Genomic DNA, 26,838 nt, shown 5'->3' on the forward strand with positions numbered 1-26,838 from the left:
TTGCAGCACAGCCAGTACGAGGCGACTGCGAGCGTGATCAGGATCTACCAGGGCCAGATCATCCCGCCCCCTCTCCAGACCGAGGACTACATGCGAGCGCTCCTCGCGGAGAGTGACGCTGAGGACCTCGACCTGGCCGTCCAGTCACGGATGGCGCGGCAGGACGCCGTCATGTCCCGGCCGTCCCCTCCCTATGTTTGGGTGTTGATGGACGAGGATGCGGTGACCTCCGAGATCGGAGGGCGCGATGTGATGTTGGCCCAGCTCAGACACCTGCTTGAACTTGGAGAACTTTCTCACGTGTCGGTCCGTCTCCTCCCCAAGTCGGCGGGTGCGCACATGGGGCTCGATGGCCCGTTCAGGCTCATCACCGTGAAGAATCGCCAGGTTGCCTACGTCGGTGCTCGCAGAGGCGGTCGGTTGATCGAGGACGCGGCGGAGGTACAGGAACTCGCCGTAGATTACGAGCGAATCGGGTTCAAGGCCCTATCTGAGGAGGCTTCCCGAGCCCGTGTCGCTGGATTGTTGGAGGTGGCGAGTGAAGACCGACTGGCGAAAGAGCTCCCGCAGCGGGGCGATCAATGATGAGGCATGTGTCGAGGTGGCCGAGTTGATCCATGGCGTTGGCATCCGGGATTCCAAGGACCCTGAGGGTGGGCGGTTGACCGTGAGCGGCGATGCGTTCGGGAGTCTGCTTCGGCGGATCAAGGACGGGGCTCTCGACCGGGCCTGACGGGCGTGCGGCCGGTCCTGGGACGGGGTGATCGGGGCCAGGCCGTGGTTCGGCGTAGGTGATGCCACCCGTTGGCGAGGAGGGCGGCGCGGAATGGTCGGTCACTCGCGGATCAGGGGGGCGAGGCGGTGTTCCCGCCGGAACTCGCCCCGCCCGTCTTCTACCTGATCCTGCTGACGTCCTTCGGTGCCGCCCTGCTCGTCGCCAGGATCACCAGCCGCTCCCTGTGGAGCGCTTGGCGACCTGCCCGAATGGGTGCCGGGGGAAGGGACGGAGCATTCGCCGCCCCCACCGCACCAGCGTCACGAACGCGGCCTCGCCGTTGCCGTCCCCGGCCCGCCTCCGGTGGCAGTGCGGCGATCTCGCCCGTCAGGCGAAGTCCTTGCGCTTGATCTTGGCGCGGCGGCCGTCGGGATGGTGGAAGACGATCCCCTCGGCGAGGTGGCCCGGAGCGAACCTGCTGTCCAGCTTCGCGAGGTAGTCCCGCAGGCCGTCATAGCTGCGGGGCACGTCCTCGTAGGCCGGCGCCTCCAGGTTGAAGGGGACGCATCGGTGCTCTTCGAGCCCTAGCGGGTTGCCCTGGATGCGGGGGCCGAGCGCCTCGCAGGGATGCTCGCCGTCCGGCCACGCGGCGACGTCGGTGTTGCGGGCCGCCGCATGGATCCATTTGTCCTCGCCTCCCTCCCCGGCGTCGACGTACCAGCCGTCCACGATCCCCTGCTGCTTCTGCTGCTTGCTCGGGTTGCGCCGCTTCTCCACCCGGACGAGCTGGCCTGAACGCACCGTGAGGCGGACGTTCGTGCCGTCGAGCTTCTCGGTGCCGGTCCCGGCCCCTTCGAGAACCCAGGCGCATTCGGGCTTGGGGCGGTCGACGACCTTGAACCGGTCATCGCGCTCGAAGAGCGTGGGGATCTTCTCCATGACGTCCCTTCCCTTCTCGACCTGCCCGAGTAGTTCCTCGTGGCTGATGGCGCCACCGGCCAGCCCGCCGGCGAGGGCTCGGACGAGATCGGCGACGGAGACCCCGGCGTCGACGGCGACGTGCTTGAGCGCCTTCTTCTCCTCGGGGGAGACCCAGGCGACCAGCCGCGACCAGCCCTCCGGGGGCGTCCAACGCGCCAGGCGGTCCGGGTCCTTGCGCGGCCGTCCGCGCCCCTTGCCGGTACTCACGCGGAGGACGGTAGATCAGATCAGCGACTTGTGTCAATTGGCAAAACAGAAAATGACCGGGGCTCGGTGGCGCTGCGGATGCCCGCCCGCCGAGGCCGGGGGCCGAGGTTCTTCCACTGGCCGCAGGAACCGCGGCGTCCAGCCAGGAGCGGCCGTCCGTACCCGGCGAGGACCGCTCTGCCGTGCGGTGGCCGGGGCGGCGGCCGTCCGGGCCCGGCGGTTCCTCGGGGCTCAGTGAGAGTAGATCTCCAGCGCCCACTTTCCGGCCGGTTCCACGCCTTTCATCAGCTCGCCAGCGCCGCGTCGCCGGTGCCGCGCATGTCGCTCGCCTGCCACGCCGCCTCCGCCGGCAGCACAGCGATCTCGATCCTGCTCGTCCGGTCTTCGACAGTCTGGTCCCAGACGACGCCCGTGTACTCGGCGCTCTCGCACTCGGCGGATTTGCTCCGCCCGCCGATCCGGCCGACCGCCACCGCCGCGCCGTCCACGCACGTCACCCGCATCCGCGTGGACCTCCCCGCCCCCTTGAGCGACGCCGTCCGGGCGCGGCCGTCGGCGGTTCCGGACACCTGCGCCAGCCGCTTCGGCCCCGCCACCGGGAGCTGCTCCGGCTGCGACGGCGGACGCGTCACCATGGCGCAGGTGCTGGAGTCGCACCGGCCGCCGTACACCCCGAAGCTCCAGTCGCCCGGCGTCGGTCCGTGACCGCTCAGATACCGGTCGATGCCGTTCATCGATCCGAACGTGTCCGAGCCCTGGCCGCCGCCCTTCAACGGACGGCCACGACCTCGAAGGTGATGGGCACATTCTCCTCCCTGTCGTGCGGCGGCCAGGGCGCCCGGATCGATCCGGAGTTTGGCGAGGGCCTTGCTGGTCTGGCTCTTCACGGTCCCGACCGAGCAGTCGAGCACCTCGGCGACCTGCGGTTCCGGCAGATCCTCGAAGAAGCGCAGCACCAGCGTGGTGCGCTGCCGGTGCGGAAGCCGGCCGAGCGCCGCCACAGGACCGCCTTGTCCTTGGCGGCGCCGATGCGGTCCGCCCGGTCGCGGCGGACCGGCGGCCGGTTCGTGGGCCGCTCGCGGCGCCAGTGCCGCCTGGCCCACGACGCGTGCGTGTTGACGATGATCCGGTAGACGTACGGATCGAGGTGGTCCCCGATCCGCTGCCACGCCGACCACGCCTTGACCAGCGCCGTCTGCAACAGGCCCTCCGCCTGCGTCCAGTCGCGGCACAGCAGATGGGCCGTTCTGAGCAGGCGCGGCGGCCGCTCCGTCACGTACGCCGCGTACTCCGGGCACTCCCACGCCCGATGCTGCCGGTTCGGCCTCGCTCGGCCTGACTGTTCCGGAGCCGGAGGAGGTCAGCCGAACAGGCGTTGCGCGTAGGCGAGGTCGCGTGGGAAGGAGGCGGCCAGGATGCCACCGTGGTCGACGCCTCGGTACGGGCGGAAGTCGGGGTCGGCCCCGCGCAGTTTGAGGTCGGCGACGAGTTTCGCGGTCAGCGCGATCGGCACGGTGGTGTCGTTGGTCCCGTGTGCGATGAGCAGCGGCCGGTCGTAGCCCTTGAGCGGGACGTCCATCACCTGGTGCGCGGTCCTGGAGAAGTCCCCAGTGCTCAGGGGCTTGCGGAACATGCTGCGCACCGCGATCCCCTTCGTAGCTTGCGCCAGGTCCGCCGAGCACAGCCGTTCGGCGTCGGCGATGACGCTCCGGCCGCGCGAGGTGAGGTATCCGTCCAGGTCGAAGTCGGGACGGGCCGCCTTGAGGCCCGCCAGTATCACGGCGATGTGGGCCACGGTGCCGGGGATCGGGACGTCCGGCGTGGCGGGTCCCAGAGCGGTCGCGGGCTCGACGAAGTTGGACGGCGGCGCGAGCGCGATCGTGCCACGGAAGTCCAGTTCGGGGGCGAACCGGGTGGCGTTGGCCGCGGTGAAGAGGGCGGCATGACCGCCCTCGGAGTGCCCCACGGCGATCCAGCGCCGCCCGAGGGACCGGTTTGCCGAGCGCGCGGCGCGGACCATGTCGACCGCGTTGTGGGCTTCGGTGCGGCCGTCGAGTTCGGGCTGCACGGGCGGGCTGCCCATCGCGGCGTAATCCGTCGCCACCACCGCGTAGCCGTGCTGGAGCCACTGCGCCAGGAAAGCGGTGTCGCCCTTCTTGCCTCCGGCGATCGAGGGGGCGCAGTCGGGGGCCAGTCCTACCGTGGCGTGATGCCAGGAGATCACCGGCCAGCCTCCGCGCGGCGCCCGGTGGCCCGACGGCAGGAACACCCTCCCGCCCGTCACCACGGGTTTGCCGTCCGACCCGGTGGACCAGTAGGTGAGGCGTTCCGCCATGCCCGCGCCTGACGGCCGCTGCTCCTGCGGCAGCGGCTCGACCTTGACGACGCGGCCCGGTGCGGTGCTGTCGGCCCGGGCGGCGGCGACCGTGGCGCGGGGCCGGGCACTGGACGCATCGGTCAAGGCCGCCGAGCCGCCGATGGCCACAGCCGCGATGGCCGCCAGGCTGAAGGCGAACCGGCCCAAGGGCGAGGGGAATCTTGCGGGACGTCGGGAAGACGGCATGGTGACATCACTCCTTGGAGGGTTGGGCACATCCCGGTGCCCTTCGCGAGACCGGGACGGGAAGAAAGGTCGGCCGCGCGTGCGCGGGGCGGCAGGCGGCGGCGAGGGCGCCGTGGACGGCGCCGATCGGTTTCCGGACGAGTGCGGCTGGGGCGGGATCGCCGGGTGCCGTTGTCGGGGCGACGCGGCGTCCCGACCGCTCGGCGCCCTGGTAGACGACGCTCATCACCCCGGCCGCCCGTCCGGGGCGAGCCGCAGCCCCTGTGAGGACATGGGTTCCACACCAGACGGCAGGGGGACGTCCCGCTCCGCCTCGATCGGCTCGGAAGGCGGCGGAGCCGGGACTCGCCCTCATCGGAGGCGAGGGTGCCGGGATGCGTGCCGCCGGTGAGGCTGACCATCGGGAGGGTTCCGCAGGTCGCGGCTGCGGCGCCGGCCATGCCGTAGGCCGTGTGCCGGATGGGGCCGGACCGTCGTCGTCTCATGAGGCACGCAGTTCAGCAGCCCGTGATGTGGTCCACTTCGGAACCGCGTGTGAGGACGATAGGAACCCCGCGCCTCCTGGGAACCGGGTCAGGCGGACCGATGAGACCGCCTGCCTCTGAGAACAGCGGACTCCCGCCTCGGAGCGGTGGTTGAGGCCGTCGCGGCCGTGTGCGCTCGGCTCAGCCGGTACGCAGCGCCCGGATGGCCGCGGTGGCGTCGTCCAGCAGGTCGATGGGGCAGCCCCAGTAGTCGTAGATGCCGCCGCGGTCGCGGTTGCTCCCGCATATGACGAAGACCCCGGTGCCCAGCTCGGTCTTCAGGCGGGTGGCCAGCCAGCCGACGAAGCCGCTGTTGTCCAGGTCGGCCGGGAAGTGGAAGGAGAAGATCCCGAACCGTTCGACATCCCGGTGCTCCCGGGTGAGCGGGACCAGCCGGCTCCAGCTCTCGCCGTCCCGGACCACCGCCAGTGTGTCGCCGTCGAGTGGCGGTGGCCGGTCGGCGGGGGACTCCTCGAAGCACCAGACACCGTCGTGCACGACGAGGTCGGCCATGGCGATCACATGGCGCAGACGTTCCTCCGTCTGCTGCGGAGTCTCCACGCTGACACTGACCATGACGAGGTCTCCTGGTTCTTTGCGGCTGGAATCGGCCCCAGAGAGCCGAGTGGGCGCACCATGCCGGGCATGGCGCCCCGGCACCTTGACGATCACCCCAACACCGACGTCGGCTCGTTGATTTCTGCTGGAGAGTGACCGGCGTGCCCCGTTAGGGTCGGAACTTGCTGCCGTCCAGCGCCGGGCCGGCGGGAACGATTACCAGGACTCACGGGAGACCCCCATGCCCCTCGAACCCCGGTTCCGGCGGGTGGCCGCTCTGCACCGGCCGTTCGTGGACAGGGAGTCGGTGATGGCCGCGTTCGCCGAGGCATTGGGAGCCCGACGCGACGCACCGTGCGTCTTCAACGTGGTCGGGGTGGGCGGCATCGGCAAGTCGCGCCTCCTCCAGGAACTCAAGCAGCGCAGCGCCGAGACGCACCGGACCGCCACGCTCGACCTCCAGGTCCCCGCGATGCGCCAGCAGGAGGACGCCCTCGCCGTCCTGCGCGTCGAGCTCGGCTGCCAGGGTGTGCGGTTCGACCGCTTCGACATCGCCTACGCCGTCCTCTGGCAGCGGCTCCACCCGCACCTGCGGCTCTCGCCCAAGGAACTCCCGTTCGTGGACGAGAGCGAAGCCCTCTCCCAGATCCTCGACGGCGCGGCCGGCGTCCCGGTGTTCGGCACCGGTGTGGGCCTGCTGCGCCTGCTCGGCAAGGCCACGAGCGGGATGCGGCAGCGGCACCGCGTCAAGACCGACGACACCCTCAGCCAGCTCGACGACCTCACCAACGCCGAACTCGCCGACGCCGTCACCTACCTGTTCGCCGAAGACCTGCGGGACGGCGCCGACCGTCCCTACCTCGTCTTCGTCGATGCCTACGAGGCGCTCGTCCCCGCCCCGGCGCGATCGGGGCACGCCATGGCCCAGGACGTCTGGCTCCGCGACCTGATCGCCCAGCTCGACAGGGGAGTGGTCGTCGTGGCCAGCCGCGAACCCCTCGCCTGGGCGGCGCACGACCCCGGCTGGACCGACGTGATCCGCCACCAGCGCGTGGACGGCCTGCCGATGGAGGCCCGGCTGGAACTCCTCGCGGACGGCGGCATCACCGACCACACCGCACGCCAGGCGATCGCGACGGGCTACCTGCCGGAGGAGCAGGACGCGCTCGTCACGCGCTGGCAGGCCGCCATGCTGCCTGCCCACACCGCAGGCTGGCGGCAGGACCTCGACGCGTATCTAGCCCACGAACGCATCAAGTCGGCGATCGTCGACTCCGTCCGCTACTCCCAACTCTTCGCGAAGGGCGGCCCCTACCCCTACCCGGAGCCCGAGCTCGTCGCCTCCCTGACGGCCAAACTCAACGCCGCCCGCCCCTACTGGCAAATCCCCACCCCCCTCGACCCCCGAACCGTGGAAACCGCCCTCCGGTAACCCACCGCACAGCGCGAGCCGGGGTCGTCAGGCCTCTGGTGGGCGGCGCTGCCAGACCACCGCCATGCCCGCCTTGGGCAGGATCCAGTCGTCCACGCTGACGCTGATCACGCGCGTGCGGTCCAGTCCGGGTGCGTAACTGATCGAGGCGGGACGGGTGGCGCCGAAGTAGTCGAGCGCGCGGATCCGCTCGATGTCGGGGACGGCGACGCTGATCGAGTAGGTGGCGCCGAAGGTCGGCTTCGGGACCTCGAAACTCAGGAGGTTGCCGTTGGCGAGCACCTTGGCGCTGAACGAGTACTGGACAAGGATGTTCTGGCCGTCCTCGAAGTCCTCGGTGGGGATGTGCCCGACGTACTCGCGTTCGACGTCGCTGCGGGTGAAGGAGACTGGTCGTCCGCCGAACGTGGCGTCGATGAAGTTGAACCCGGCGCTCCAGTCGTCGTCGAACTCCCCGGTCGAGGGAAGGCGCCAGACCGCGCCCATATCCTGCGCCCTCAACGCTACGTCGTATTCGTCCTTCCACCTGGCTACACGGAAGGCGAAGCGGGTCCTGCGCACGTTGGTCGTGTAGTAGGCGAACTGAAAGAAAACCTCGTAGTAGTCGTGCTCCCGGCCGCCGGCGCCGACGGGGTCGAGCTCCAGGATCTCGGCGCGGACGACCAGCCCGCGCCATATCTCCTCGGACTCGAAGACGCCGGTCCGCAGCTTCCTGGAGATCACCCGTCCCAGTTCGGGGTTCCCGGAGCGCAGCCGCGAGGCGGTCTCGATCACGTGGTCGAGCTCCTCGGGGGACAGACGCAGCGTCTCCACGTTCTCGCTCGCCGCCAGGGACCGGGCGACCGCCAGCTTCACCTCCTCCTGCCGCTCGTCCAGCACCGTGCGCACGTGCTCGACGAACCTGTCTTCGGCGATCTGGTTCAGCAGCACCTGGAACAGCGTCAGCGTGATGCCCACCTGGAAGATCGCGACGCCGACGTCGGCGATGCGCAACTTGGTCCACAGGTCGTTCCGGTCGCTGCCGACCACCAGGTGGTCGCCGCGGATCGCGACCTCGGTGGCGCTGTCGGGCGCGAGCAGGATGAGAAGGAAGCCCACCGTCGTGGCGAGTAGCCCGAGCAGCAGGCCGCGGCTGCGATAGAGATCGCCCAGTGCGTTGACCAGGTTTCTGCTCGCCGTATCCCGGTGCTCGCGGGTCTCGCTTTCGGCGGTCATGGGGTTCGCTCCTTGCTCGGATTCGCAGGCGGGCGGGGTCAGCCCCCGGGTGGCAGGTAGCGCATGACCGCGACCCCGCTTGCCTGCTCCAGCTCTAGGTAGCGCTCGACGTTGGAGTAGCCGATGCGCTCGCCGTCCTGAACGAAGAGCGCGGATCTCGCCCCGAGCCCCTCCAGGACGGGCCGTCCGCAGTCGGGATCCACGCCCGCTCGGCGGCATACCTCCGTAGCCGTCAAACCTGCCTCGGCGTTGATCGCCAGAAGGCACTCCAGCGGTGAGAAGACATGCGATGGCAGGAAACCGAGCGTGGAGAACTCCAACAGCCGGGTCGTTTCCTCGTCCCAGTTCCCCCGCGGAAGGCCGAGGTCGCGATGGGTCCCGGTCATCAGCCGCTTCTCGGCGTCGTGGATGGCCGCCCGCCCTCGCCTGACCAGCTCGACGAGCCCGTCGAGGCCGAACTCGCGGTAGAGCAGGAACGCCTGGCGGGTGTGGTCGAGGTAGACCGACCACAGCTTGTCGCGCTCGGCTCCGTGCCTGCCGTAGACGAGGAGGTTGCGGATCACTGGCTCGGTCAGGACGGCGAGCGAGCCGTAACAGGTGCCGAGGACTTCCGCTATCCCCTCTTCGAGGCCCATGGCGAAGACCTCCGGGTCGGTCTGCCCCGTCACGGTGTGGATCACCTCGTGGGCGAACAGCGCCTCGCTGTACAGCGGCCGCAACCGGTCGCGGCGGAAGTAGACGCCGGTGGGAATGCCGAAGTTCTCCTCGTCCTCCCGGTCGGGAGAGAAAGCCGACCACGTGAACCTGTTGAACGGCTCGGGGAACTCCTCGACCACGCGCAGCGGCGCGTCGGTGACCGCAAGACCGGCGTCCGCCAGCCGCCGCTGGATGCGCGGGGCAAGGTCGTCGAGCCGCTCGGTCACCGTCTCCCACCTGCCGATCTCCGACAGATCCACCGTGCCCAGGGACTCGAGGTCACGGGCGACCAGTTCGCGGGCGGCCTCGGCATCGGAACCTATGGCGGCGTCACCGCGAAGCGAGGCCGCAGCGGCCTTGATGCGGCGCTGGGCGGTGTCCGCGTCGGCGGAGCCGGTGAGGTCCAGGACCTGCTCCAATTGATCGATGAAGCGCTCGATGTTGGCAAAGCGGCACTGCCGCTGGTAGAGGGCCCCGTAGAGGAAGTCGGAAATCGTCGGCATTACTGCACCGCCTTCATGGCTCATGGGCGCCGCAGGCGCCGAAACCGGTCACGAAAACATTCCGCAGTGCGACTTGCCCGGTCAGGGCCGGACGGGTCCTCACCAAGCAAGTCGCGCCTTCTCATCCTCCGCCGCTATTGCCCATGATCCACATGGCTTCTCCTTTCTCGTGCTCCCCGTCAACGGCATGCGGCATGGTCAACGCGCTCGATGAGCTCTGCGCATTTCTGCCGCACATCCTCGGCGATTTCTCCGGCCGATAGTGGATCCTCCTCCGCCTGGACCGCCTCCAGGCATGTGAACGCCGCGGAGACCAGGGCCGCCGCGATGTCGTCCAATACCCCCTTCAGTTCGCGCATGTGGACGGTGTCTTCGTCGCCGTGTGAGGTAGCAAGAGCGAAGAGCTCCTTCTGGCCTTTGAGTTCGACATGCTCGAACGGTCGCAGGACTTCCTGGAAGGCTCGGTACAGCACAGAAATGCCGGGATTCTTGAAGTCGTAGTACAGCCGATATCGGTCCTCGTGGAAGGTGACGCCGCGCCGCTTGAAATACGAAGACAGAGGGGCGCCGGGATATAGCTCAAGGCGATTGGCGACGCGCCGGTGCGTTCCGATGCGGTTTTTGGCGAGGAAAGCGAGATTGGTGCGGATGCCGTCGAATTCAGAGAGTGGCTGGAACATGATGAAGCCGGTCGAAAAATCGATGTCGAGCTCCCGCAGCAGACGAATCGCGCGCTCGGCCTCGGCATTGGTCGTCTTCTTGGCGAACAGTGCAATGTCGGTGCTGTTCGCTGATTCGATGCCGATGAGGACGTGCCGGAGCCCGACATCGCGCAGTGCTGAGAGGATCTCGGCGTCCAGTTCATTGATCCGGCACTCGATGGAGAACGTGATCTGGAGGGCCCGCCGGCGCAGCAGCTCGGCGAACTCGAAGGCGCGCTCCCGCCCCCGCCCATCGCCGCCGAGGAAATCATCGTCAACGAAGCTGATCGTTTGCACTCGGTGGTCGGCCACCAGATGGGACACCTCGTCCGCGACGTTCGCTGCCGAACGCGCGCGCCACCGTGGAAGTCTGTGGTAGCGGTTGCCATAGTTGCCCGACTGGCAGAAGGTGCAATGTGCCGCACAGCCTCGGCTCGTACTCATGGTGGCGTGGCCGTCGCGATATCTTCCGTTCCCCGCGCCCCGGTACGGGAACGGTAGATCGTCCAGGACGCGGACCGGCGGCCGGATGGCGGCGGTCATGACCCGGCCCGCGTCTCTGTAGCACAACCCGTCCACCTGGGAAAACGGTGCGCCCGTGGTGATCGCCCGCCACAACTGGACCACGATTTCGTCGCCTTCATGCATGCAGGCGGAATCGATCTGCGGGCAGTCGTCCAGCACCCTGCTCCAGAGGAACTCCAGCCCTTGGCCGCCGACGGCGATGTGCGCTCCGGGATTCAGGCCGCGTAACTCCCGGGCGAGTTCCATGGCATCCGGTATCTGCCTGGTGAACAGGACGCCCAATCCGATCAGAGTTGAGCGCGCGGCGCTCTCGCCTACGTCGGCCGGGACGGGGACGGGGACCTCTTCCCGAACTTGGACTTCCACTCCCGAGCGCGCGAGCGCGGCAGCCACCGACCTCAGGCCAAGGCTCTCGGCCGCGAGATAGGCGTCGGTGTCATATGCAGGGGAAATGAATAACGCTCTTTGTCGTCCGGCCATCTGTGCAATCCGTGGCAGTCCAGAACTTCATGATGAGACGTGAGAGCGAGCCTCTGCGTCCTCACGATGGTAGCGGTAGGCGGTGCCCCGTATGTGCCGATGGCGACTTGAGTTGCGGTGTGCTCGGTGATATTATGATGGCCTTTCGGCTTGGTGATTATGAATGTCCGAAAAAGGGAGTAGTTGCCTTTGGTGCGTCCATCTGGCGGCCAGGGTTGTCGGGCGTTCGAGTGCGCGGCCCGTGACACGCGAACCGTGTGGACCGGCGCGCCCGAATTGACCGTTGGCGGCCAGGATGATCTACCCGAACCAGGCGAGATCGTCACTGACCGTCGATAGCCTGTCGCAGGTGGACGAGAGGGCGGTGTAGATGAGGCCGACGTTGGCCGCCGACGAGGTTCGGCGGAATCTGACGCAGTACCTCACGACGACGTTCGCGCTGGCCGACGAGCAGGTGCGCGACGGGCTCGACAGGTTCCTCAACCATCCCGAGCAGGGCATCTTCCGCGGCCCCTACCTGCGCATCCGCACGCCGTTCCGCGTCGAGCCCGACGGCTGGAGGCAGCTGCTCCAGTGGGCGCCGCCCGGGTTCGCCCCGTACCGCCACCAGGCGGCGGCGTTCCGGCGGCTCACCACCCACGGCCACGAGGCGCGGCCGACGCTCATCACCACGGGGACCGGGTCGGGCAAGACCGAGTCGTTCCTGATCCCCGTGCTCGACCACTGCCGCAGGCGGCGCGCGCAGGGAAAGGACGGCGTCAAGGCCGTCCTGCTGTACCCGATGAACGCCCTCGCCACCGACCAGGCCCAACGCCTCAACGACTACCTCCAGCAGCCCGGTCTGGGCGACGTCACCGCGGCCCTCTACATCGGCGACACGCCCGAGACCGGCTACGCCCGAGTGCTGACGCGGCGGGCGGAGATCCGGCGGTCGCGTCCAGACATCCTCATCACCAACTACAAGATGCTCGACCTGCTCCTCCAGCGGGCCGAAGACCTTCCCCTCTGGGACGGCGCCGACCTCGCCTACGTCGTCGTCGACGAGTTCCACACCTACGACGGCGCGCAGGGCACCGACGTGGCGATGCTCCTGCGGCGGCTGGCGGCGGCCCTCGGGCACAGCGAGCCGGGAAGGCCGCTGGGGCGCATCTGCCCGGTCGCGACGAGCGCGACGCTGGGGGAGGGCGGCGACGGGGCCGAGATCCGGCGGGTCGCCGAGACGGTGTTCGGCATGCCCTTCGGCCCCGACTCGGTGATCGGGGAGGACCGTCAGAGCACCGACGAGTTCATCGAGCAGGCCGGGATCGACTACACGCTCCCGCTCCCCGACCCGCAGGAGCTCGCGCTCATCCGCGACCCGCACGGCGACCGCGGCGCGATGGCGCAGATCATGCAGGCCGTGACCGGACGGGACGCGTTAACCCCGCAGGAACTCGGCGCGGTGCTGCGGCGGCACATCCTCACCAGCGCCGTCCTCGAAGTCCTGGACGGCAGGCCGCACACGTTGGGCGAGATCCTCGAACTCCTCCCGCGCAAGGGCGCCTACAGCTGGGGCAACGCGATCCGGCTCTCGCCCAAGCAGGCCGCGACCGCCCTCGCGCGGTTCGTCGCTCTGCTGTCGGAGGCCCGCGACCCGGACGCCCCCGAGCGTCCGTTCCTCCACATCGAGACGCACCTGTGGGTCCGGTCGGTGACGCGGCTGCTTCGTGCGGTCGGCCCCCGTCCCGGGTTCGCCTGGTACGGGGAGGCCCCGCCCCCCATGGACGCGGAGACCACCCTCACCGGCGGCGGCCGCGAGGCCCTGCCCGCCGTGTACTGCCGCCACTGCGGGCGGTCCGGATGGGCGGCGATCTCCCCGGAGCGCGACCCGCAGGACCTGGTCGCCGACCCCGCCCGCATCTACCGGTCCGGGATCGCGGAGAAGCGCCTCGTCCGGACGCTCATCACCGCGACGCGGCGCGAGGTCGAGGCGCGGGCGGCGGGGGAGAAGGGCGGCCCTAACGTCCTGGTCCTGGAGGCGAGCGGCCGACACGTCCGGCCGCTCGACCCGAAGAAGGACCTGGCGAACTCCACCAGGAGCGACTTCCGGGACGTGTTCGTCCTCGCCGACGTCGGCCACTCCAAGGAGAGCAACCGGGACGCCGAGAACGACCGGTGCCCCGCGTGCGGCATGGAGCAGGGGACGCGGTTCCTCGGCTCCGGGCTGGCGGCGCTGGCGTCGGTCGCGGTGACGGAGCTGTTCACCGGCGGCCAGCTCGAGAAGCAGGAACGCAAGACGCTCCTTTTCAACGACTCCGTGCAGGACGCCGCGCACCGAGCCGGGTTCGTCGCCAACCGCTCGTACGGGTTCTCCCTGCGGCTCCTCCTGGCCTCCCAGCTCGACGGCGCCGAGGGGCCCAAGCCGCTGCACGAGCTGATCTCCGAGACGGTCAAGGAGGCCGGCGACCCGCGGTACCTCCCCTCGGTGGTGCCGCCCGACCTGCACGACCGCGACGATGTCGACGCGCTGCTCGCGGGCGAGACCGAAGGGTCCGCGCGGACGTGGACGCTCATCGGGGAGCGGCTCGCTTTCGCGTCGGTCATGGAGTTCGGCCTGCGCTCCCGACAGGGCCGCACTCTGGAACTCACCCGGACCGCCGCCGCCGAGGTCGCCGTCGACGACATCGACCGCATCGCCGAGCTTGCCCGCGACCTCCAGCTCGCCGGACCGGCCGCGCTCACCGGCCTGCCCGGCCACGACACCTACGTCGCGTACGTGCGGGGGCTGCTGGAGCGCATGCGCATGCGCGGCGCCATCAAGCACCACTGGCTGGACGCCTGGATCGACGGCGCCGGCACCAAGCGGTACATGACCATCTGGGGCAAGCGCCCCGACGGGATGCCCGCCTTCCCGCGCGGGCTGTCCGCGCCGCGCTTCGTGCTGGGCGCGCCGAAGAACCGCAGCGAGTTCGACGGCATCACCGGGCGGCAGTCCTGGTTCCAGGACTGGACGGCCCGCTGCCTCGGCATCGAACCCGGCGCGTCCGGCCACTACCTGTCCCGGCTGCTGAACGTCCTCACCGACGAGGACGTCATCGCCCGGCGCACCGCCGGCGACGGCGCCACCCCCGTCTACGGGCTGCGCCCCGGCCACGTCCAGGTGTGGCGGCTCGAAGACGACCAGGTCGAGGGCGCCGGGGTGTACTGCCCTGTCTGCAACTGGCAGCAGACCGTCCACCCCGACCGGATGCGCGAATGGGTCGAGGCCCCCTGCCCGCGCTACCGGTGCACCGGACGGCTCGACACCGACACCCGCCGCGGCGACCGCTACGAGAACGACTACTACCGCGGCCTGTACCGCAGCGCCCGCCCGTTCAGCGTCATCACCGCCGAGCACACCGGCGCCCTCACCCGCGAGCAGCGCGAGACCGTCGAACGCCAGTTCCGCGACGGCGCCCGCTACAGCGACCCGAACGTCTTAGCGTGCACGCCGACGCTGGAACTCGGGATCGACATCGGCGACCTGTCCGCCGTCGTGCTGGCCTCGCTGCCGCGCTCGCCCGCGAACTACGTCCAGCGCGCGGGACGCGCCGGACGCAGGACCGGCAACGCCTTCCTCCTCACGCTCATCGGGCGCGACCCCCGCGACCGCTACTACCTGACCGACCCCACGGACATGATCGCGGGCGACATCGTCCCGCCCGGCTGCCACCTGTCCGCCGTCGAGATCCTCCAGCGCCAGTACGTCGCGCACCTGGTCGACCTCGCCGCCCGCGGCCGCTTCGAAGGACTGCGGCCGATGCCGCGGGTCGCGTCCGCGCTGTTCGGCGACTCCGGCTGGCTCCCCGCGTTCCAGGACGCTGTCCTCTCCAGGGGCGAGGCCCTCGCAGACCGTTTCCTCGCCCTGTTCGCCCAGGGCGACCCCGAGACCGGCGTCACCGAGGACGCCGCCCTGAGGCTCCGCGACTTCGCCGCCACCGGGCTCAAGGAGAGCGTCGACACCGCGGCCCGGACCTGGGAGGAGCGGCTCGCCGACCTTCGCGCCCGGCTGGAGGTCATCGACGCCGCGATCGCCGATCTGATCGACTCCGACCGGCAGCAGCGCGACCGGCGCGGCGAACTGCGCGCCGAGCGCCGCGCCGTCCAGGCCCGCATCCGCGACATCGGCCGCGCCGACGCGCACGGAGCCCTGGTCGAACTCGGGCTGCTGCCCAACTACTCCCTCATCGACTCCGCCACCGCGCTGGAGGCGACCATCACCTGGGAGGAGCGCGTCGGCGACGAAACGGGAGAGGCCCCCGCCGACCGGCAGCGCACCGACCGGGTCCGCGGCGACCGGCGCTTCCACGGCGAACTCCGCGAGTACGAGCGGTCGGCGTCCCTCGCGCTCACCGAGCTGGCGCCCGGCAACCACTTCTACATCCGCGGCTACCGCCATGAGGTCACCGGCCTCGACATCGGCACCCCGCAGCGCCCCGCCTACCGCCAGTGGCGCGTCTGCCAGGAATGCGGCTACGTCCGCACGACCGCCGCCCGCGAGGACCACAGCCCCTGCCAGCGCTGCGGCAACGAGCGCATCGGCGACAGCAGCGGCCTGCACACCGTCCTCGTCCCCACCCGCGTCACCGCCCACGACCTGCGCGACGACGCCCGAATCCGCGACGACCACGACGAGCGCCAGCGCCGCTTCTACGAGACGGCCGTCGCCGTCGACATCCCCCGCGAAGAGATCGCCCCCGGCGCCTGGCGGCACGCCAGGCGCGTGTTCGGCGTCGACTTCACACGCCGGGCCGTGATCCGCCGGTTCAACCTCGGGTCGCTGCGCATGGAGCGCCCTCCCGGCGACCCGTTCGCCGGGGACCTGCGCCGTCTCAACCCCTTCCACGTCTGCAAGTCGTGCGGCGGCGCCACCGCCGACGGCCCGCCCGACGGGGACGGGCGCCTCGGCGGCACCTCCTCCGGCTACGACGCGTCCCGCAGCCACCACCGCCCCTGGTGCCCGCAGCGGCGCGGCGCCGACGTCGAGCACGAGCCGCTGATCCTGGCGCACGAACTGCACACCGAGGCACTGCGCATCCTCGTGCCCATCGCCACCACGATGATCCCCGAACGGACCGTCACGTTCGAGGCCGCGCTGATGGCCGGGATCGCCCGCCGCTACGGCGGCGACCCCGCCCACCTGCGGATCGTCACCGCCACCATGCCCGACCACCTGCACCACAGCGGGCACCGCCGTCGCTTCCTCGTCCTGCACGACACCCTGCCCGGCGGCACCGGCTACCTGCACCGCATGTCCACCGAGGCGGGATTCCGCGAGGTGCTGGAGAAGGCGTACGAGGTCGTCTTCCACTGCCCGTGCGCCAACGAGGAGGGCAAGGCCGCCTGCCACCGCTGCCTGCTGTCCCATGTCCGCGGCGAGGAGTTCGACAAGGCCGACCGCGGCCTCGCCGTCGAGATGCTCGCCGACCTGCTGGAGGGGTGGGAGACCGCGTCCGTCGCCAGCACAGACGACATCTCCCTCGTCAATCAGGTCGAAAGCGAGCTGGAGGCCCGCTTCCTGGACGCGCTGCTCCGCTGGGCGGGCAAGCCCGGCACCGGCCGCGCCGTCAGCCCCGGCCCCCGCCTCAACGACCGCCGCACCGCCCACCTGCGCATCGCCGCGGGAGACGATGTCGTCCACTGGCAGGTGATCCTGCAGAACACCATCAAGGGCACCCGCCCCGACGTCTACTTCAAACGGCTTGACGGGGCGCCCCTCGAAGTGGCCGTCTACCTTGACGGCTACAACTACCATGCCGCCCCGCACGCCAACCGCCTCGCGGGCGACGCCGCCAAACGCGAGCGGCTGCGCGCCCATGGCCGCGTCGTCTTCCAGATCACCTGGGACGACGTCCAGCACTGGGAGGACGGGAGGTTCCCCGAAGCCCCCGCCTGGACCCCCTACCAGGGCAACGCCCAGGCCGCGGCGCGCAAGGTCTACCTCCCGCACGGTGACCCCGCCGAACTCGCCGACCTGATCTGGGTCAACCCGATCCAGACACTGCTGGCGTTCTTGTCCGACCCGGACGGCGACCGCTGGTGGCGCCGCGCCGAGGCGGCGGTCGCGGGCCTCCTCGCGCCCGGCGCGGAACTGCGGCGCGTCCCGCCCGACCGCATTGTCGACCTTCTGGGCGCGGCCGTCCGCGGCGAAGACCTGCCCGAGCGGCCCAAGGGCGAACTCGCGCTCATCCGGACCGCGGACGCGAGCGGCTGCCCGTTGGTCGTCGTCGCGAACGGCCGGACCGGCTCATGGACCGGCCTCGCCGTCATCGACGACCGGGCCGCCGTCATCGACGCCGACGAGGACGCCCACCGCCGCCGCTGGCGCGCCTGGCTCTACTGGGGGAACCTCCTCCAGTTCCTCTCCCACGGCGCGGGCGACGGAGCGCAGCTCGCCTACACCGACCTCGACGCCTTCGACCCGTCCGCCCTCGCAGTCGCGGGCGGCGAAGGGTTCCATTCGACACTCGGCCTGCGCCCCCCGGACCCCGACGACCTGCCGCCCGGCAGCGTCCACGAGGTGCGGCCCGAGCCGGACGCCGTCCCGCCGGACATGCGGCACGCCACCGGCATGCCCACGCCGCCCGCGGCCGCCGAGCGTCCCCCGCCTGCGGCGGGCTCCGCGCCGTCCCGGCCGGACGCCCTGGACGCCGACCCGGCACCGGACTCCGCCTGGGCCGAGGTGCTCGACCTCATCGACCCCGACGAGCGTGGCCTTGCGGAGCTGGTACGCGGCCTGATGGCGCGCGACGTGCCCGTCCCCGAAGTCGGCCACGAGCTGGGCGAACAGGCGTGGCAGGCGGAACTGGCCTGGCCTCACGCCAAGGTCGCCGTCGTCCTCGCGGGCAACGATGAAGAGGCCACCGGCCGCTACCAGGCCTACGCGCGGGCGGGCTGGGAGACCAGGGCGGCGACCTGGTGGAACGTGGACGAACTGGCGGAGCGGATCAAGGCGGGGAACCCATGACCATTCAGGGAGAGGCCACACTGCGGCTGCTCGACAAGGCCGACAAGGAGATCCAGAAGCTGCCCCGCGTCGTCAAGGGCGCCATCTACGAGTTCCAGCACGACTTCCGCAAGAACCCCGACGCGCGCGGGCTGCGCCTCAAGCAGCTCCAGGGCCACACCCGCCTCTACTCCGCCCGGATCAGCGCCGAGTACCGGGCCCTGCTCCTGCATGCCGGCGACCGCGACTACATCCTCGTCGCCGTCCGGCACCGCAAGGACGTCTACGACAACCTCGACCGCTACCAGTACAAGATCAACGATGTGACGGGCGCGATCGAGTTCGTCGACCTCGTCAGCGTCGAGGAGAGCGTCTCCACGCCCCGCGCGGCGGCCCCGGCACCGCCCGGCCCCGCCCCCGACGAGCCCGCGCCGCCTCCGGAACCCGCGCCGGCCCGCCCGCTGTTCGCCGACCTCACCGACGACCAGCTCCTCCAGCTCGGCGTCGCCGCCGTCCTGCTGCCCCTGATCAGGACCATCACCACCGAGGCGCAGCTCCTCGGCCTCACCGAGCTGGCCCCGGCCCTGACCGAGGAAGTCCTGCTGGAGCTGTACTTCGGCAAGACCTTCGACGAGGTCCTCGACCTGGTCACCGCGCCCGTCCAGGCCGCCGGAACCGTCGACACCGAGGACTACGCGACCGCGCTCACCCGGCCCGCCACCCGCGTCACCACGTCCGACACCGACCTGCAGGCCGTCCTGGAGGACGACTTCGGCCGCTGGAAGGTCTTCCTGCACCCGAGCCAGCGCAAGATCGTCGAACGCTCCGGCAAGGGCTCGGCCCGCGTCAGCGGCGGCCCGGGCACCGGCAAGACCATCGTCGCTCTGCACCGCGTCAAGCACCTGGTCGACCGGCTCCCGCCCGGCGACGACAAGCCCGTGCTGCTCACCACCTTCACCAAGAACCTCGCCGCCGACCTGCGCAAGCGCCTCCTCGAACTCGGCGGCCCCGAGACCGTCTCCCGAGTCGAGATCGTCAACATCGACAAGCTCGCCGCCGACGTCGTGGCCCGCGCCGAACCCGGCGGCAAGCGCCGCTGGATCGACGACGCCAAGGCCGTCCAGGAGTGGCGCGACCTGCTCCTCGAACTCGGCGAGACCGACTGGGACCCCGAGTTCCTGCACGCCGAATGGACCCATGTCATCCTCGGCATGGCGGGCCACTCCCGCGCCGACTACTTCCGCACCCGCCGCCCCGGCCGCGGCCGCAGTATCGGCCGCGCCCAGCGCGCCGAGATCTGGCGGCTCGTCGAGAAGTTCCGGCTCCGCCTCGACGAGAAGAACCTGTGGACCTACCGGCAGGTCGCCGAACACGCCGCTCGCCTCGAACAGGAACGCGCCGAACGCATCAGGAAGCACCACGAGGACGGCCTTAACATCCACCGCGAGGACGCCTCCGTCGCCCGCATGCGTCCCCGCTTCCAGCACATCGTCGTGGACGAGGCTCAGGATCTCGCCGCCGCGCACTGGAAGATGCTGCGCGCCATGGTCCCCGAAGGACCCGACGACATCTTCCTCGTCGGCGACGTCCACCAGCGCCTATACGACAACCACGTGTCGCTGAGCGTGCTCGGCATCAACATCCGAGGCCGGCGCTCGACCCGCCTCACGCTCAGCTACCGCACCACCCACGAGATCCTCGGCTCTGCCGTTCGCCTGCTCGGTGAGGAGCCCTGGGACGACCTCGACGGCGAGACCGACGAGATCACCGGCTACCGCTCCGTCCTGCGCGGCGCCCGGCCCGTCCTGCACGGTTCCGCGACCTGGGAGGACGAGCTGGACCACATCGCGTATCGGGTCAGCGAGCTGATCGACGGTCCGGCGCCGTCCATCGCGGTCTGCGTCCCGGAACGCGCCATGGCGACCGACGTGGAAGCGCGCCTCTCCCGCGCCGGCATCCCCGCCACCTCCATCGGCCCCGACGGACCGCGTGTCGACGACGTCGTCCACGTCGGCACCATGCACCGCTTCAAGGGCCTCGAATACCAGCACATGATCATCGCCGGGGTTTGTGACGGCCTCCTCCCGCAGGCTTACCTGCGCAAGTGGGAGCACTCCGACCCGGCCCGCTACCGGCGGGAACTCCAGCGCGCCCGCGCCCTGCTGTTCGTCGCGGCCACCCGCGCACGCGACACCCTCCACATCACCTGGCACGCCACCCCCAGCCCCTTCCTCCCCGCGATGACCCCATGAACATCGCGGCTCGGGACAGGCGCCGTCTCTGCCGGTCTTTGCGGGGGCGAGGACGGTGCGCACGCTCGTGCGCGAGAGGAGCAGCGGCGTGTCGATGTTGAGGGCCGCCAGAAAGGCGGAAAGGTTCGGCGACCTCGAAGACGAGGTGGCCAGTTCTGAGGTTGGGAGGCGGCGCGTTCCATCAGGCGACCAATGGCATGATCTCGGACATGTTCGATCCTGTGTTCGCGTTCGTGATCGCCTTGGCGGTGGGAGTCGTGCTGGCCGTTGGATTCGTGCTCGGACGCGTCACGTCGAGGCGCCCGGGTCCGGTCGGCGAGCGGCTCGCCGACTCGATCACCTCGTTCGGTGAGGAACTGGACGTGCTGTCCTTCGACCCCTCGGGGCCGCAGGCGACCCCCGAGGCGCTCGAGGACTACCGGTTCGCTCTGGACGCCTACGACCGGGCGAAGACCGCCGCCTCCGCACCGGACGCGCTGTCCGCGCTCAAGGAGGGCCGGGCTGCGCTGATCCGCCTGGAGGCGCGGCGGAACGGACGTCCGGTACCGATCGACGCTCTGGAGCGGCGGGCCCCGGCGCGGCGCCCGTCCCGCGCCGAGCCTTCGACCGGGGAGCGCTTCGTGGCGACCGGCCGGGGTAACGGGACCACCGAAGTCCTGATCGACCGGCCCGAGCCCGGACGGCCGGCGATCGCCGACCTCGTCTTTTCCGGGAAGGGCAATCTCCTGGTCGCCGGTCACGTCCGCACCGAGGCCCGAATTGAGACGCTCGACGAACCTCAGGTGATCTGGATCGACGACTACCGAGGACGGGTGTTCCTGCCCGTCGAGTGCACTCACCTGAAGGTCCGTGTCGAGAACGGCCATTCCAGCACATGGACCGCCAGGTTTCTCTCCATCGACCATGCCGCCGTCCTGGAGCGGGAGCTCCAAGGGGACTGCGCAGAGGTGGTGACGTACAAGGGACCGCCTGGAAAGGTGACAGTTCAGGTGAGGGCCGAGCGCAGCTGGGAACTGAAAGCCGTCAACGAAAGGAACGGCGACTACGCGGCCCGCGATTATTACGCGGGAGTGTCCGACGTGGGGGACAGCATGCTCAAAATGGAAGTGCGGCCCGGAGATCTGCTCGTCATGACAATGGACGGTCCGGGCTTCTGGTCCCTTCACGCGGGCGACTAGGCAGAAGGCGCAGAACGGCTGCCGCGACCGTCGAGAGCCGCCGCGTAACCGGGCGGTGTAGGGGCGGCGACCGGGCGGTCGTCCCGCTGGTCCGCGAGCACCTGGAGCACCTGCGGGCGACGGGCCACCCCCCTGCGACGCGGAGTTGGCCGAGGTGGTGATGGACGGCCAGGAAACGGCGGGCCGGGTAGGACGCCGCGGGACTCGAGGTTCAGGTCAACGCTCCGATGGCGGCGTCGACGTCGGCGTCCGTCGTGTAGAGGTGGAAGGCCAGGCGGGCCGCGCCCTTGCGGACGGACGCTCGGATGCCCGCCGCCGCGAGCCGCTCGGCCGCGCCCGGCCGGGCGACGCTGACGATCGCGCTGTCGCCGGGCGGCATGCCGAGCCCGCTCCGGAACCGGTTGGCCATCCGCACGTCATGCTCGTGGATCCGGCCGATGCCGATCTCGAGGAGCAGCTCCAGCGTGGGGGCGGCCGCGACGTACGAGAACCAGGGGGCGGCGATGTCGAACCGCCGGGCGTCCTTGGCCAGCCGCAGCGGCGGCCCGTAGGAGGCGTCGCCCTCCCCGGCGTACCAGTTGGCGGCGAGCGGCCTGATGCGGTCGCGCAGGGCCGGGCTGACGTAGCAGAAGGCGGTGCCGCGCGGGCACATGAGCCACTTGTACGCCGAGACGGCCAGGACGTCGTAGGGCGCCGCGTCGACCGGGAGCCAGCCGACCGCCTGGGTGGCGTCGGCGATGACGAGCGCGCCGTGCGCCCGCGCCGCAGCGACGACCTCCTCGGCGGCGGCGACCTCGCCCGTCGCGGACTGGACCAGGCTGAAGGCGACCGCGTCCGTACGCTCGTCGATCGCGCCGGGCAGTTCGGCGGGCGGCACCGTGCGCACGTCGAGATCCTGCACGAGCCAGGGGAACAGGTTCGACGTCTGCTCGATGTCGGGGACGACGACACGCGACCCCGGCGGCAGCGAGGCGGCGACCGGGGCCAGCACCTGCGAGGCGGACGCGCCCACGGCCACGTCCTCCGCCGCGACGCCGACCAGCCGCGCGAACGCGCTGCGCGCGCGGCCGGTGGACCGGTCCCACTTGTCCCAGCCGTTGGCCCCGCGCCGCCACTCGCCCAGCGCGCCCTGCAGCGCCTCGAACGCCGGCTCCGGCGGTATGCCGTAACTAGCAGTGTTCAGCCACCCCGGCTCCGGACCCCACAAACGCACCGCATCACCCAAATCCACCCTCACGACCCTAGACGCCCACCCACCACGCTCATCGGTCCGGGCGTGCAGTGGCGCATGCCGAGGGCTGATGGCCTACGAGGCGCTCGTTCCCGCCTCGGCGCGTACGGGCAGCACTCACCCGACTTTTCGTTCCGATGCCGGGCGGCCCCTGCACGGGGCCGGGAGGTCAAGGGACGGGCCAGTCCCAGTGGGGGACCTCGCGGAGCGGGTGCAGTTCGTCGTCGGTCTTGGCGTTGGAGTTCTGCTTGGCGACTTCGGAGCCGAACTCCACGTGCTCGCGCAGCGCCTGGCGGAACGGGGCGTCGGAGGGCAGGCCGGCGGCATCGGCCGCGGCCATGTACAGCTCGACGAACCTGAGGCGCTGTTCCTCGGTGATCTCCAGGTCGCGGTGGACGTCGATGAGGTGCGCGAAGCCGCCCATGTCGCGGGTGAAGGTGTCGGGGCCGCCGAACGTCTCGGCGGTGAAGGCGGTCAGATGGTCGACGTGGGTCGGGCGACCCTCGCCGAACAGCGGCTGGAGCAGGTCGTCGGCCAGCACACTGGCATAGAAGAGGTCGATGAAGCGGCGGAGGCCCTCGTGGCCGCCTGCGTGCTCGTACAGACTCTCCATGATTACACCATTACCTGGTTGACAGTGGTCGAGTCTCGTTTATTTCAGGCCGCCGCGGGGGCTGTCGAGGGCCCATGCCGGTTGTGGCCACCCGCGCGGCTCCGTGACCGGGTTTCCGCATGGCGCGCCCCGGCGGCGGCGTCGTTCCAGGTCCGTCGGACGGACTGCGGCCGCCCTTGGTGACCCGTCAGTCCGAGTCCGCAAAGGTGACGTAGCCGCCGCTGTCGGTGGCGAAGACCGATTTGCCGTCTTTCTTGGCGGGGGGCGGTGGTGCTTCCTTTTGTGGCGCCGGCCGGTAGCGGCAGGGGATGACTCGCCCGCTGACCAGGTAGGTGCCGACGGAGGTCGCGGTTCCGACGCGTCGGCCGTTCTGGTCGTAGGTACCGGAAAGGGACAGCGTCCAGATCATGAACTGGCCGCGCTTGAAGTGGCCCGGGTTGATCGTCATCTTCCAGCCGCCGCCCGGCTGCGGGAGGTTGCTCGGCACCGTGTAGAGGCCGTCTGGCATCTCGTACACGTTGGACGGGAGGTCGACCTGCCTGGCGTAGGGCTGCGGGCACACCTTGCCCTCCGGGATGGAGTACACGGCCGCCGGCACTCCCAGCGAACGCAGACCGCGGGAGAGCGCGTCGGCGTCGCGAGTGTCCAGGGTCTCCTCGGTCACCTTGATCGTGACCAGGCCGGACGGATCCCGGGTGATCGCGTAGGCGGGCTGCGCGTTCCCCGTCCAGGCCAGAAGCCCGGCGGCGACCGCGCACGCTGTGCACGCGGCCCCCGCGAGGCCCCACGCCGACCGCCGCCGCACCAGCCCCGGTCGGCGCGTCGGCCGGACCGTCGACGCGCGGGCACCCTGCTCCCTCTTGGCGACGACCGCCGCGGTCAGCTCGATCAGACGTCGTTCCTGATAGCCCGCAAGGGGCGTGTCGTCGGTGGAGATGCCGCTCATAGGGAGGCTCCCTTCGCCAAAGGAGACGGTGCATTGGCGGTCGACCGGGCGGGTGGCGCTTGGTCCTGCGGGAAGGCGGCCTTCAGCCGTTTGCGGGCCCGGTGCAGTCGAACCCGGGCGGTCCCGGCGCGGATGTTCAGCGCAGTGGCCGTCTCGGCCAACGTCAGGCCGTCCAGATCGACGAGCTCGATGACACTGCGCAGCCGCTCGGGCAACACGGAAAGCAGCGCGTGCAGGCCGCGCGCCACTCGCTCGGCGTCGATCTGCTCTTCCAGCCGGGCGATGTCGTCGCCGTCCAGGTAGCGACGGCCCCCCGCCCGCTGGGCCTTGTCGAGTTCACCGGCATGGCGCCGCCACTCGGCGGCCACCACGTTCCGGGCGATTCCCAGCAACCACGCCCGCGGGCTTCCCCTGCCGGCCTGATATCGCTCGGCGCTGTCGATCGCGGCCAGGAACACTTCGGTCGTCAGGTCGTCGACCGTGTGAGGGTCCGAGATCCGGCGTGCCACGAAGCGGGTCACCTCCGCGACATGCCGCCGATAGAACACCTCCAGCGCCGCCGGATCACGAGCGATCGCGGTGACGTCCACCGGATCTGCTTCCTCGGCCGGCTTCTCATCTCCCATCCAAGGGCCTCCCGCTGTGTGCTGTTTGCTCTTCTTGGCGGGAGAGCCTCGTCGCGTTACACCTCACCGCCTTTCCGGCAGGTGGACGCCTTCCACAGGCCGCTGTCGCTTACGGGGTGATGGGCTCGTGTGCGAGCTGGAGGCGTGGGGCCGGGGGTAGTGGCGTGGGTGCTTCCGGTGCCGGGACGGTGTGGAAGGCCTCTATCACGTAAGCGGCGAAACGGCGGGACGCCTGGAGCCGGGCTTCGTGCGGTGTGTCTTGGAGGCCCCGGTGAGCCATGAGCATGAGGGTCAGGTCGTCGACGACGAAGCCGGACCGCAGACGGCCGGTCTCCTGGGCGCGGCGGGCCAGCTCGGCGACCGCCCGCAGGACGCGCTGCCGGTCGGCGGTGAAGTCCGTGGCCTCGGGGAAAGCCGCCATGAAGACATCGGCGAAACCCCGGCTGAGGGCGTGGAGTTCGCAGATCCGCTCGATCAGGCTCTGGAATCCGTGCCATGGATCCGGGTCCGCCAGGGCGTCGCCGACGATGGCGTGGCAGGCTCGCCGCTGCTCGGCGAAGGCCTCCACGATCAGGGCCCGCTTGGTGGGGAAGTGGCGGTACAGCGTGGCCGGGCCGACATCCGCCTGCCGGGCGACCTCGCGCATGGGCGCACCGAGGCCTTCCTCGCCGAACACCGCGCGGGCGGCGGCCAGGATGCGGGCTCGGTTGCCGCGGGCGTCGGAGCGCGCGGTACGAGGCAAACGGCCGGTCATCGCCTCTCACTTTAGCCAAACGGACGGGGGCGTCCGTTACGTTCCGATGGCGGTGGCGCCGGCCCGTCCCAGCAGGTGGCGGGTGAGGCTTCGGCATGGTGACCGGTTCGCCATCCACGGCCGTCGCGGCCGTGCCCGTCCACGTATCGCCCTGAGGAGCCAGGATGAAAGCCGTCGTGATCAAGAAGTTCGGCGACCCGGAGGGGCTGGCGGTCGTCGACCTGCCGGCGCCCGATCCTGCCCCGGGGCAGGTGCGGATCGCCACGGAGGCCATCGGGGTGGGCGGCGTGGACGCCGTGATCCGCCGGGGGACGCTCGCCGCCCACGGATTCCGGGAGGGCCACCTCCTCGGCAGCGAGGTCGCGGGACGCGTCACCGCGGTGGGGGAGGGGGTGGACGCTTCGTGGACGGGACGGCCCGTGTGGGCGTTCACCGGCCTGGCGGGTGGATACGCCGAGCAGGCCGTCGCCGCCGTCGAGGACGTCCTGCCGCTGCCCGACGGCCTGGCCGGCGCCGACGCGGTGACTCTCGGCGGCTCCGGCGTAGTGGCCCATTTCGCCCTGGACCGGGCCCGTTTCGCGCCTGGCGAGGCGTTGCTCGTGCGCGGCGCGGCGGGAAGCATCGGGATCACGGCGGTCCAGCTCGCGGCCAGGGTCGGTGCGGGCGCGGTGGCGGTCACCACCTCATCGGCGGCGCGCGGCGCGCGGCTGCGGGACCTCGGCGCCACCCATGTCCTCGACCGTTCCGGTGAGGACGGCGGCCCCGGCGCCCCGTCGGGCTTCGACGTGGTGATCGATGTCGTGGGCGGCCCCCGGCTTCCCGACTTCCTGGAAAGGTTGCACCCCAACGGGCGGTTCGTGGCCGTCGGAGTGGTCGGCGGACAGCCGCCGGAGGATTTCGGCATGCGGCTGATCGATGCCTTTCGCAAGTCGCTGTCGTTCGCCACGTTCAGCTCCGATACCGTGCCCGTCCCTGAAAGGCAGGCCGTGCGGTCGTCCCAGTTCGCCGAGGCCGCGCACGGGGACCTGCGCACGGTCATCCACGAGGTGCTGCCCCTGGATCAGGCGGTGCAGGCCCACCAGAAGATGGACGCGGGCGAGGTGTTCGGCAGGATCGTGCTGGTCCCCTGAGAGGAAGCCCGCACCTCGGCCAGACCGGCTCAAGCAGTGCTGTC

Annotated in this window: 20 protein-coding genes; 7 read left to right on the forward strand and 13 right to left on the reverse strand. The window is 70.5% G+C overall.

The genetic code is table 11. The features are described from left to right. Positions 1–585 (forward strand): DUF5753 domain-containing protein (locus K4S16_RS36955; protein ID WP_235037316.1); only part of this gene is annotated, 585 nt, incomplete at its 5' end. Between the two features lie 16 nt (positions 586–601). Next, positions 602–733: a DUF397 domain-containing protein gene (locus K4S16_RS36960; protein WP_308800960.1), complete on the forward strand. Its 132-nt coding sequence runs from the start codon at positions 602–604 to the stop codon at positions 731–733. 369 nt (positions 734–1,102) lie between these two features. On the opposite strand, the gene K4S16_RS36965 is transcribed toward K4S16_RS36960, so the two are convergent. The 5 genes from K4S16_RS36965 to K4S16_RS36980 form a co-directional block, all read right to left on the reverse strand. Beyond that, positions 1,103–1,903, reverse strand: coding sequence for an RNA ligase family protein (locus K4S16_RS36965; RefSeq protein WP_149263743.1), 801 nt, complete (start codon positions 1,901–1,903; stop codon positions 1,103–1,105). 284 nt (positions 1,904–2,187) lie between these two features. Then, positions 2,188–2,904, reverse strand: coding sequence for a sigma factor-like helix-turn-helix DNA-binding protein (locus K4S16_RS36970; RefSeq protein WP_235037317.1), 717 nt, complete (start codon positions 2,902–2,904; stop codon positions 2,188–2,190). Next, on the reverse strand, positions 2,787–3,179 hold the full coding sequence (locus tag K4S16_RS46100; RefSeq protein WP_235037318.1) for a sigma factor: 393 nt from the start codon (positions 3,177–3,179) through the stop codon (positions 2,787–2,789). Before K4S16_RS46100 ends, K4S16_RS36970 begins: the two co-directional genes overlap by 118 nt. A gap of 84 nt (positions 3,180–3,263) precedes the next feature. Then, entirely contained in the window at positions 3,264–4,466 is a 1,203-nt protein-coding gene (locus tag K4S16_RS36975; protein ID WP_149263744.1) for a S9 family peptidase, read from the reverse strand. A 665-nt stretch (positions 4,467–5,131) separates the two neighbouring features. Further along, positions 5,132–5,566 carry a DUF6196 family protein gene (locus K4S16_RS36980; RefSeq protein ID WP_149263745.1) on the reverse strand — a complete coding sequence of 145 codons (435 nt, stop codon included), beginning with the start codon at positions 5,564–5,566 and terminating at the stop codon, positions 5,132–5,134. Positions 5,567–5,789: 223 nt separating this feature from the next. On the opposite strand from K4S16_RS36980, the gene K4S16_RS36985 reads away from it, so the two are divergent. Next, entirely contained in the window at positions 5,790–6,980 is a 1,191-nt protein-coding gene (locus K4S16_RS36985) for a hypothetical protein (RefSeq protein ID WP_149263746.1), read from the forward strand. 27 nt (positions 6,981–7,007) lie between these two features. Here the strand turns inward: K4S16_RS36985 and K4S16_RS36990 are convergent, their stop codons facing one another. The 3 genes from K4S16_RS36990 to K4S16_RS37000 form a co-directional block, all read right to left on the reverse strand. Continuing rightward, positions 7,008–8,195 carry a hypothetical protein gene (locus K4S16_RS36990; protein ID WP_149263747.1) on the reverse strand — a complete coding sequence of 396 codons (1,188 nt, stop codon included), beginning with the start codon at positions 8,193–8,195 and terminating at the stop codon, positions 7,008–7,010. A 38-nt stretch (positions 8,196–8,233) separates the two neighbouring features. Continuing rightward, on the reverse strand, positions 8,234–9,394 hold the full coding sequence (locus tag K4S16_RS36995) for a hypothetical protein (RefSeq protein ID WP_149263748.1): 1,161 nt from the start codon (positions 9,392–9,394) through the stop codon (positions 8,234–8,236). A gap of 179 nt (positions 9,395–9,573) precedes the next feature. Further along, the gene (locus K4S16_RS37000; RefSeq protein WP_149263749.1) at positions 9,574–11,100 is read right to left on the reverse strand and encodes a B12-binding domain-containing radical SAM protein; all 1,527 of its coding nucleotides are present in this window, start codon (positions 11,098–11,100) and stop codon (positions 9,574–9,576) included. A gap of 370 nt (positions 11,101–11,470) precedes the next feature. Here K4S16_RS37000 and K4S16_RS37005 point away from each other — a divergent pair, with 370 nt between their 5' ends. From K4S16_RS37005 to K4S16_RS37015, 3 genes are all read left to right on the forward strand, one after another. After that, positions 11,471–18,085, forward strand: coding sequence for a DEAD/DEAH box helicase (locus tag K4S16_RS37005; protein WP_149263750.1), 6,615 nt, complete (start codon positions 11,471–11,473; stop codon positions 18,083–18,085). Further along, positions 18,082–20,316, forward strand: a complete 2,235-nt coding sequence (locus K4S16_RS37010; protein WP_149263751.1) for a UvrD-helicase domain-containing protein — start codon at positions 18,082–18,084, stop codon at positions 20,314–20,316. The genes K4S16_RS37005 and K4S16_RS37010 overlap by 4 nt, the downstream gene beginning before the upstream one ends. Positions 20,317–20,525: 209 nt before the next feature. Continuing rightward, positions 20,526–21,494: a hypothetical protein gene (locus K4S16_RS37015; RefSeq protein ID WP_149263752.1), complete on the forward strand. Its 969-nt coding sequence runs from the start codon at positions 20,526–20,528 to the stop codon at positions 21,492–21,494. A 211-nt stretch (positions 21,495–21,705) separates the two neighbouring features. Here K4S16_RS37015 and K4S16_RS37020 read toward each other — a convergent pair whose 3' ends face one another. The 5 genes from K4S16_RS37020 to K4S16_RS37040 form a co-directional block, all read right to left on the reverse strand. Further along, a complete protein-coding gene (locus K4S16_RS37020) occupies positions 21,706–22,725 on the reverse strand; it encodes an aminotransferase class V-fold PLP-dependent enzyme (RefSeq protein ID WP_149263753.1) in 1,020 nt (339 codons plus the stop codon). A gap of 169 nt (positions 22,726–22,894) precedes the next feature. Further along, positions 22,895–23,338 carry a group II truncated hemoglobin gene (locus K4S16_RS37025; protein WP_149263754.1) on the reverse strand — a complete coding sequence of 148 codons (444 nt, stop codon included), beginning with the start codon at positions 23,336–23,338 and terminating at the stop codon, positions 22,895–22,897. Between the two features lie 187 nt (positions 23,339–23,525). Then, positions 23,526–24,284, reverse strand: a complete 759-nt coding sequence (locus tag K4S16_RS37030; protein ID WP_149263755.1) for a hypothetical protein — start codon at positions 24,282–24,284, stop codon at positions 23,526–23,528. Then, positions 24,281–24,910 carry an RNA polymerase sigma factor gene (locus tag K4S16_RS37035; protein ID WP_149263756.1) on the reverse strand — a complete coding sequence of 210 codons (630 nt, stop codon included), beginning with the start codon at positions 24,908–24,910 and terminating at the stop codon, positions 24,281–24,283. Before K4S16_RS37035 ends, K4S16_RS37030 begins: the two co-directional genes overlap by 4 nt. A gap of 109 nt (positions 24,911–25,019) precedes the next feature. Beyond that, positions 25,020–25,664: a TetR/AcrR family transcriptional regulator gene (locus K4S16_RS37040; protein ID WP_149263757.1), complete on the reverse strand. Its 645-nt coding sequence runs from the start codon at positions 25,662–25,664 to the stop codon at positions 25,020–25,022. 164 nt (positions 25,665–25,828) lie between these two features. Here K4S16_RS37040 and K4S16_RS37045 point away from each other — a divergent pair, with 164 nt between their 5' ends. Beyond that, on the forward strand, positions 25,829–26,794 hold the full coding sequence (locus K4S16_RS37045) for a zinc-binding dehydrogenase (RefSeq protein ID WP_149263758.1): 966 nt from the start codon (positions 25,829–25,831) through the stop codon (positions 26,792–26,794). Positions 26,795–26,838: the final 44 nt, after the last annotated feature.

It is taken from the genome of Actinomadura sp. K4S16 (assembly GCF_008327685.1).
In the GTDB taxonomy this organism is placed as follows: Bacteria; Actinomycetota; Actinomycetes; order Streptosporangiales; family Streptosporangiaceae; genus Spirillospora.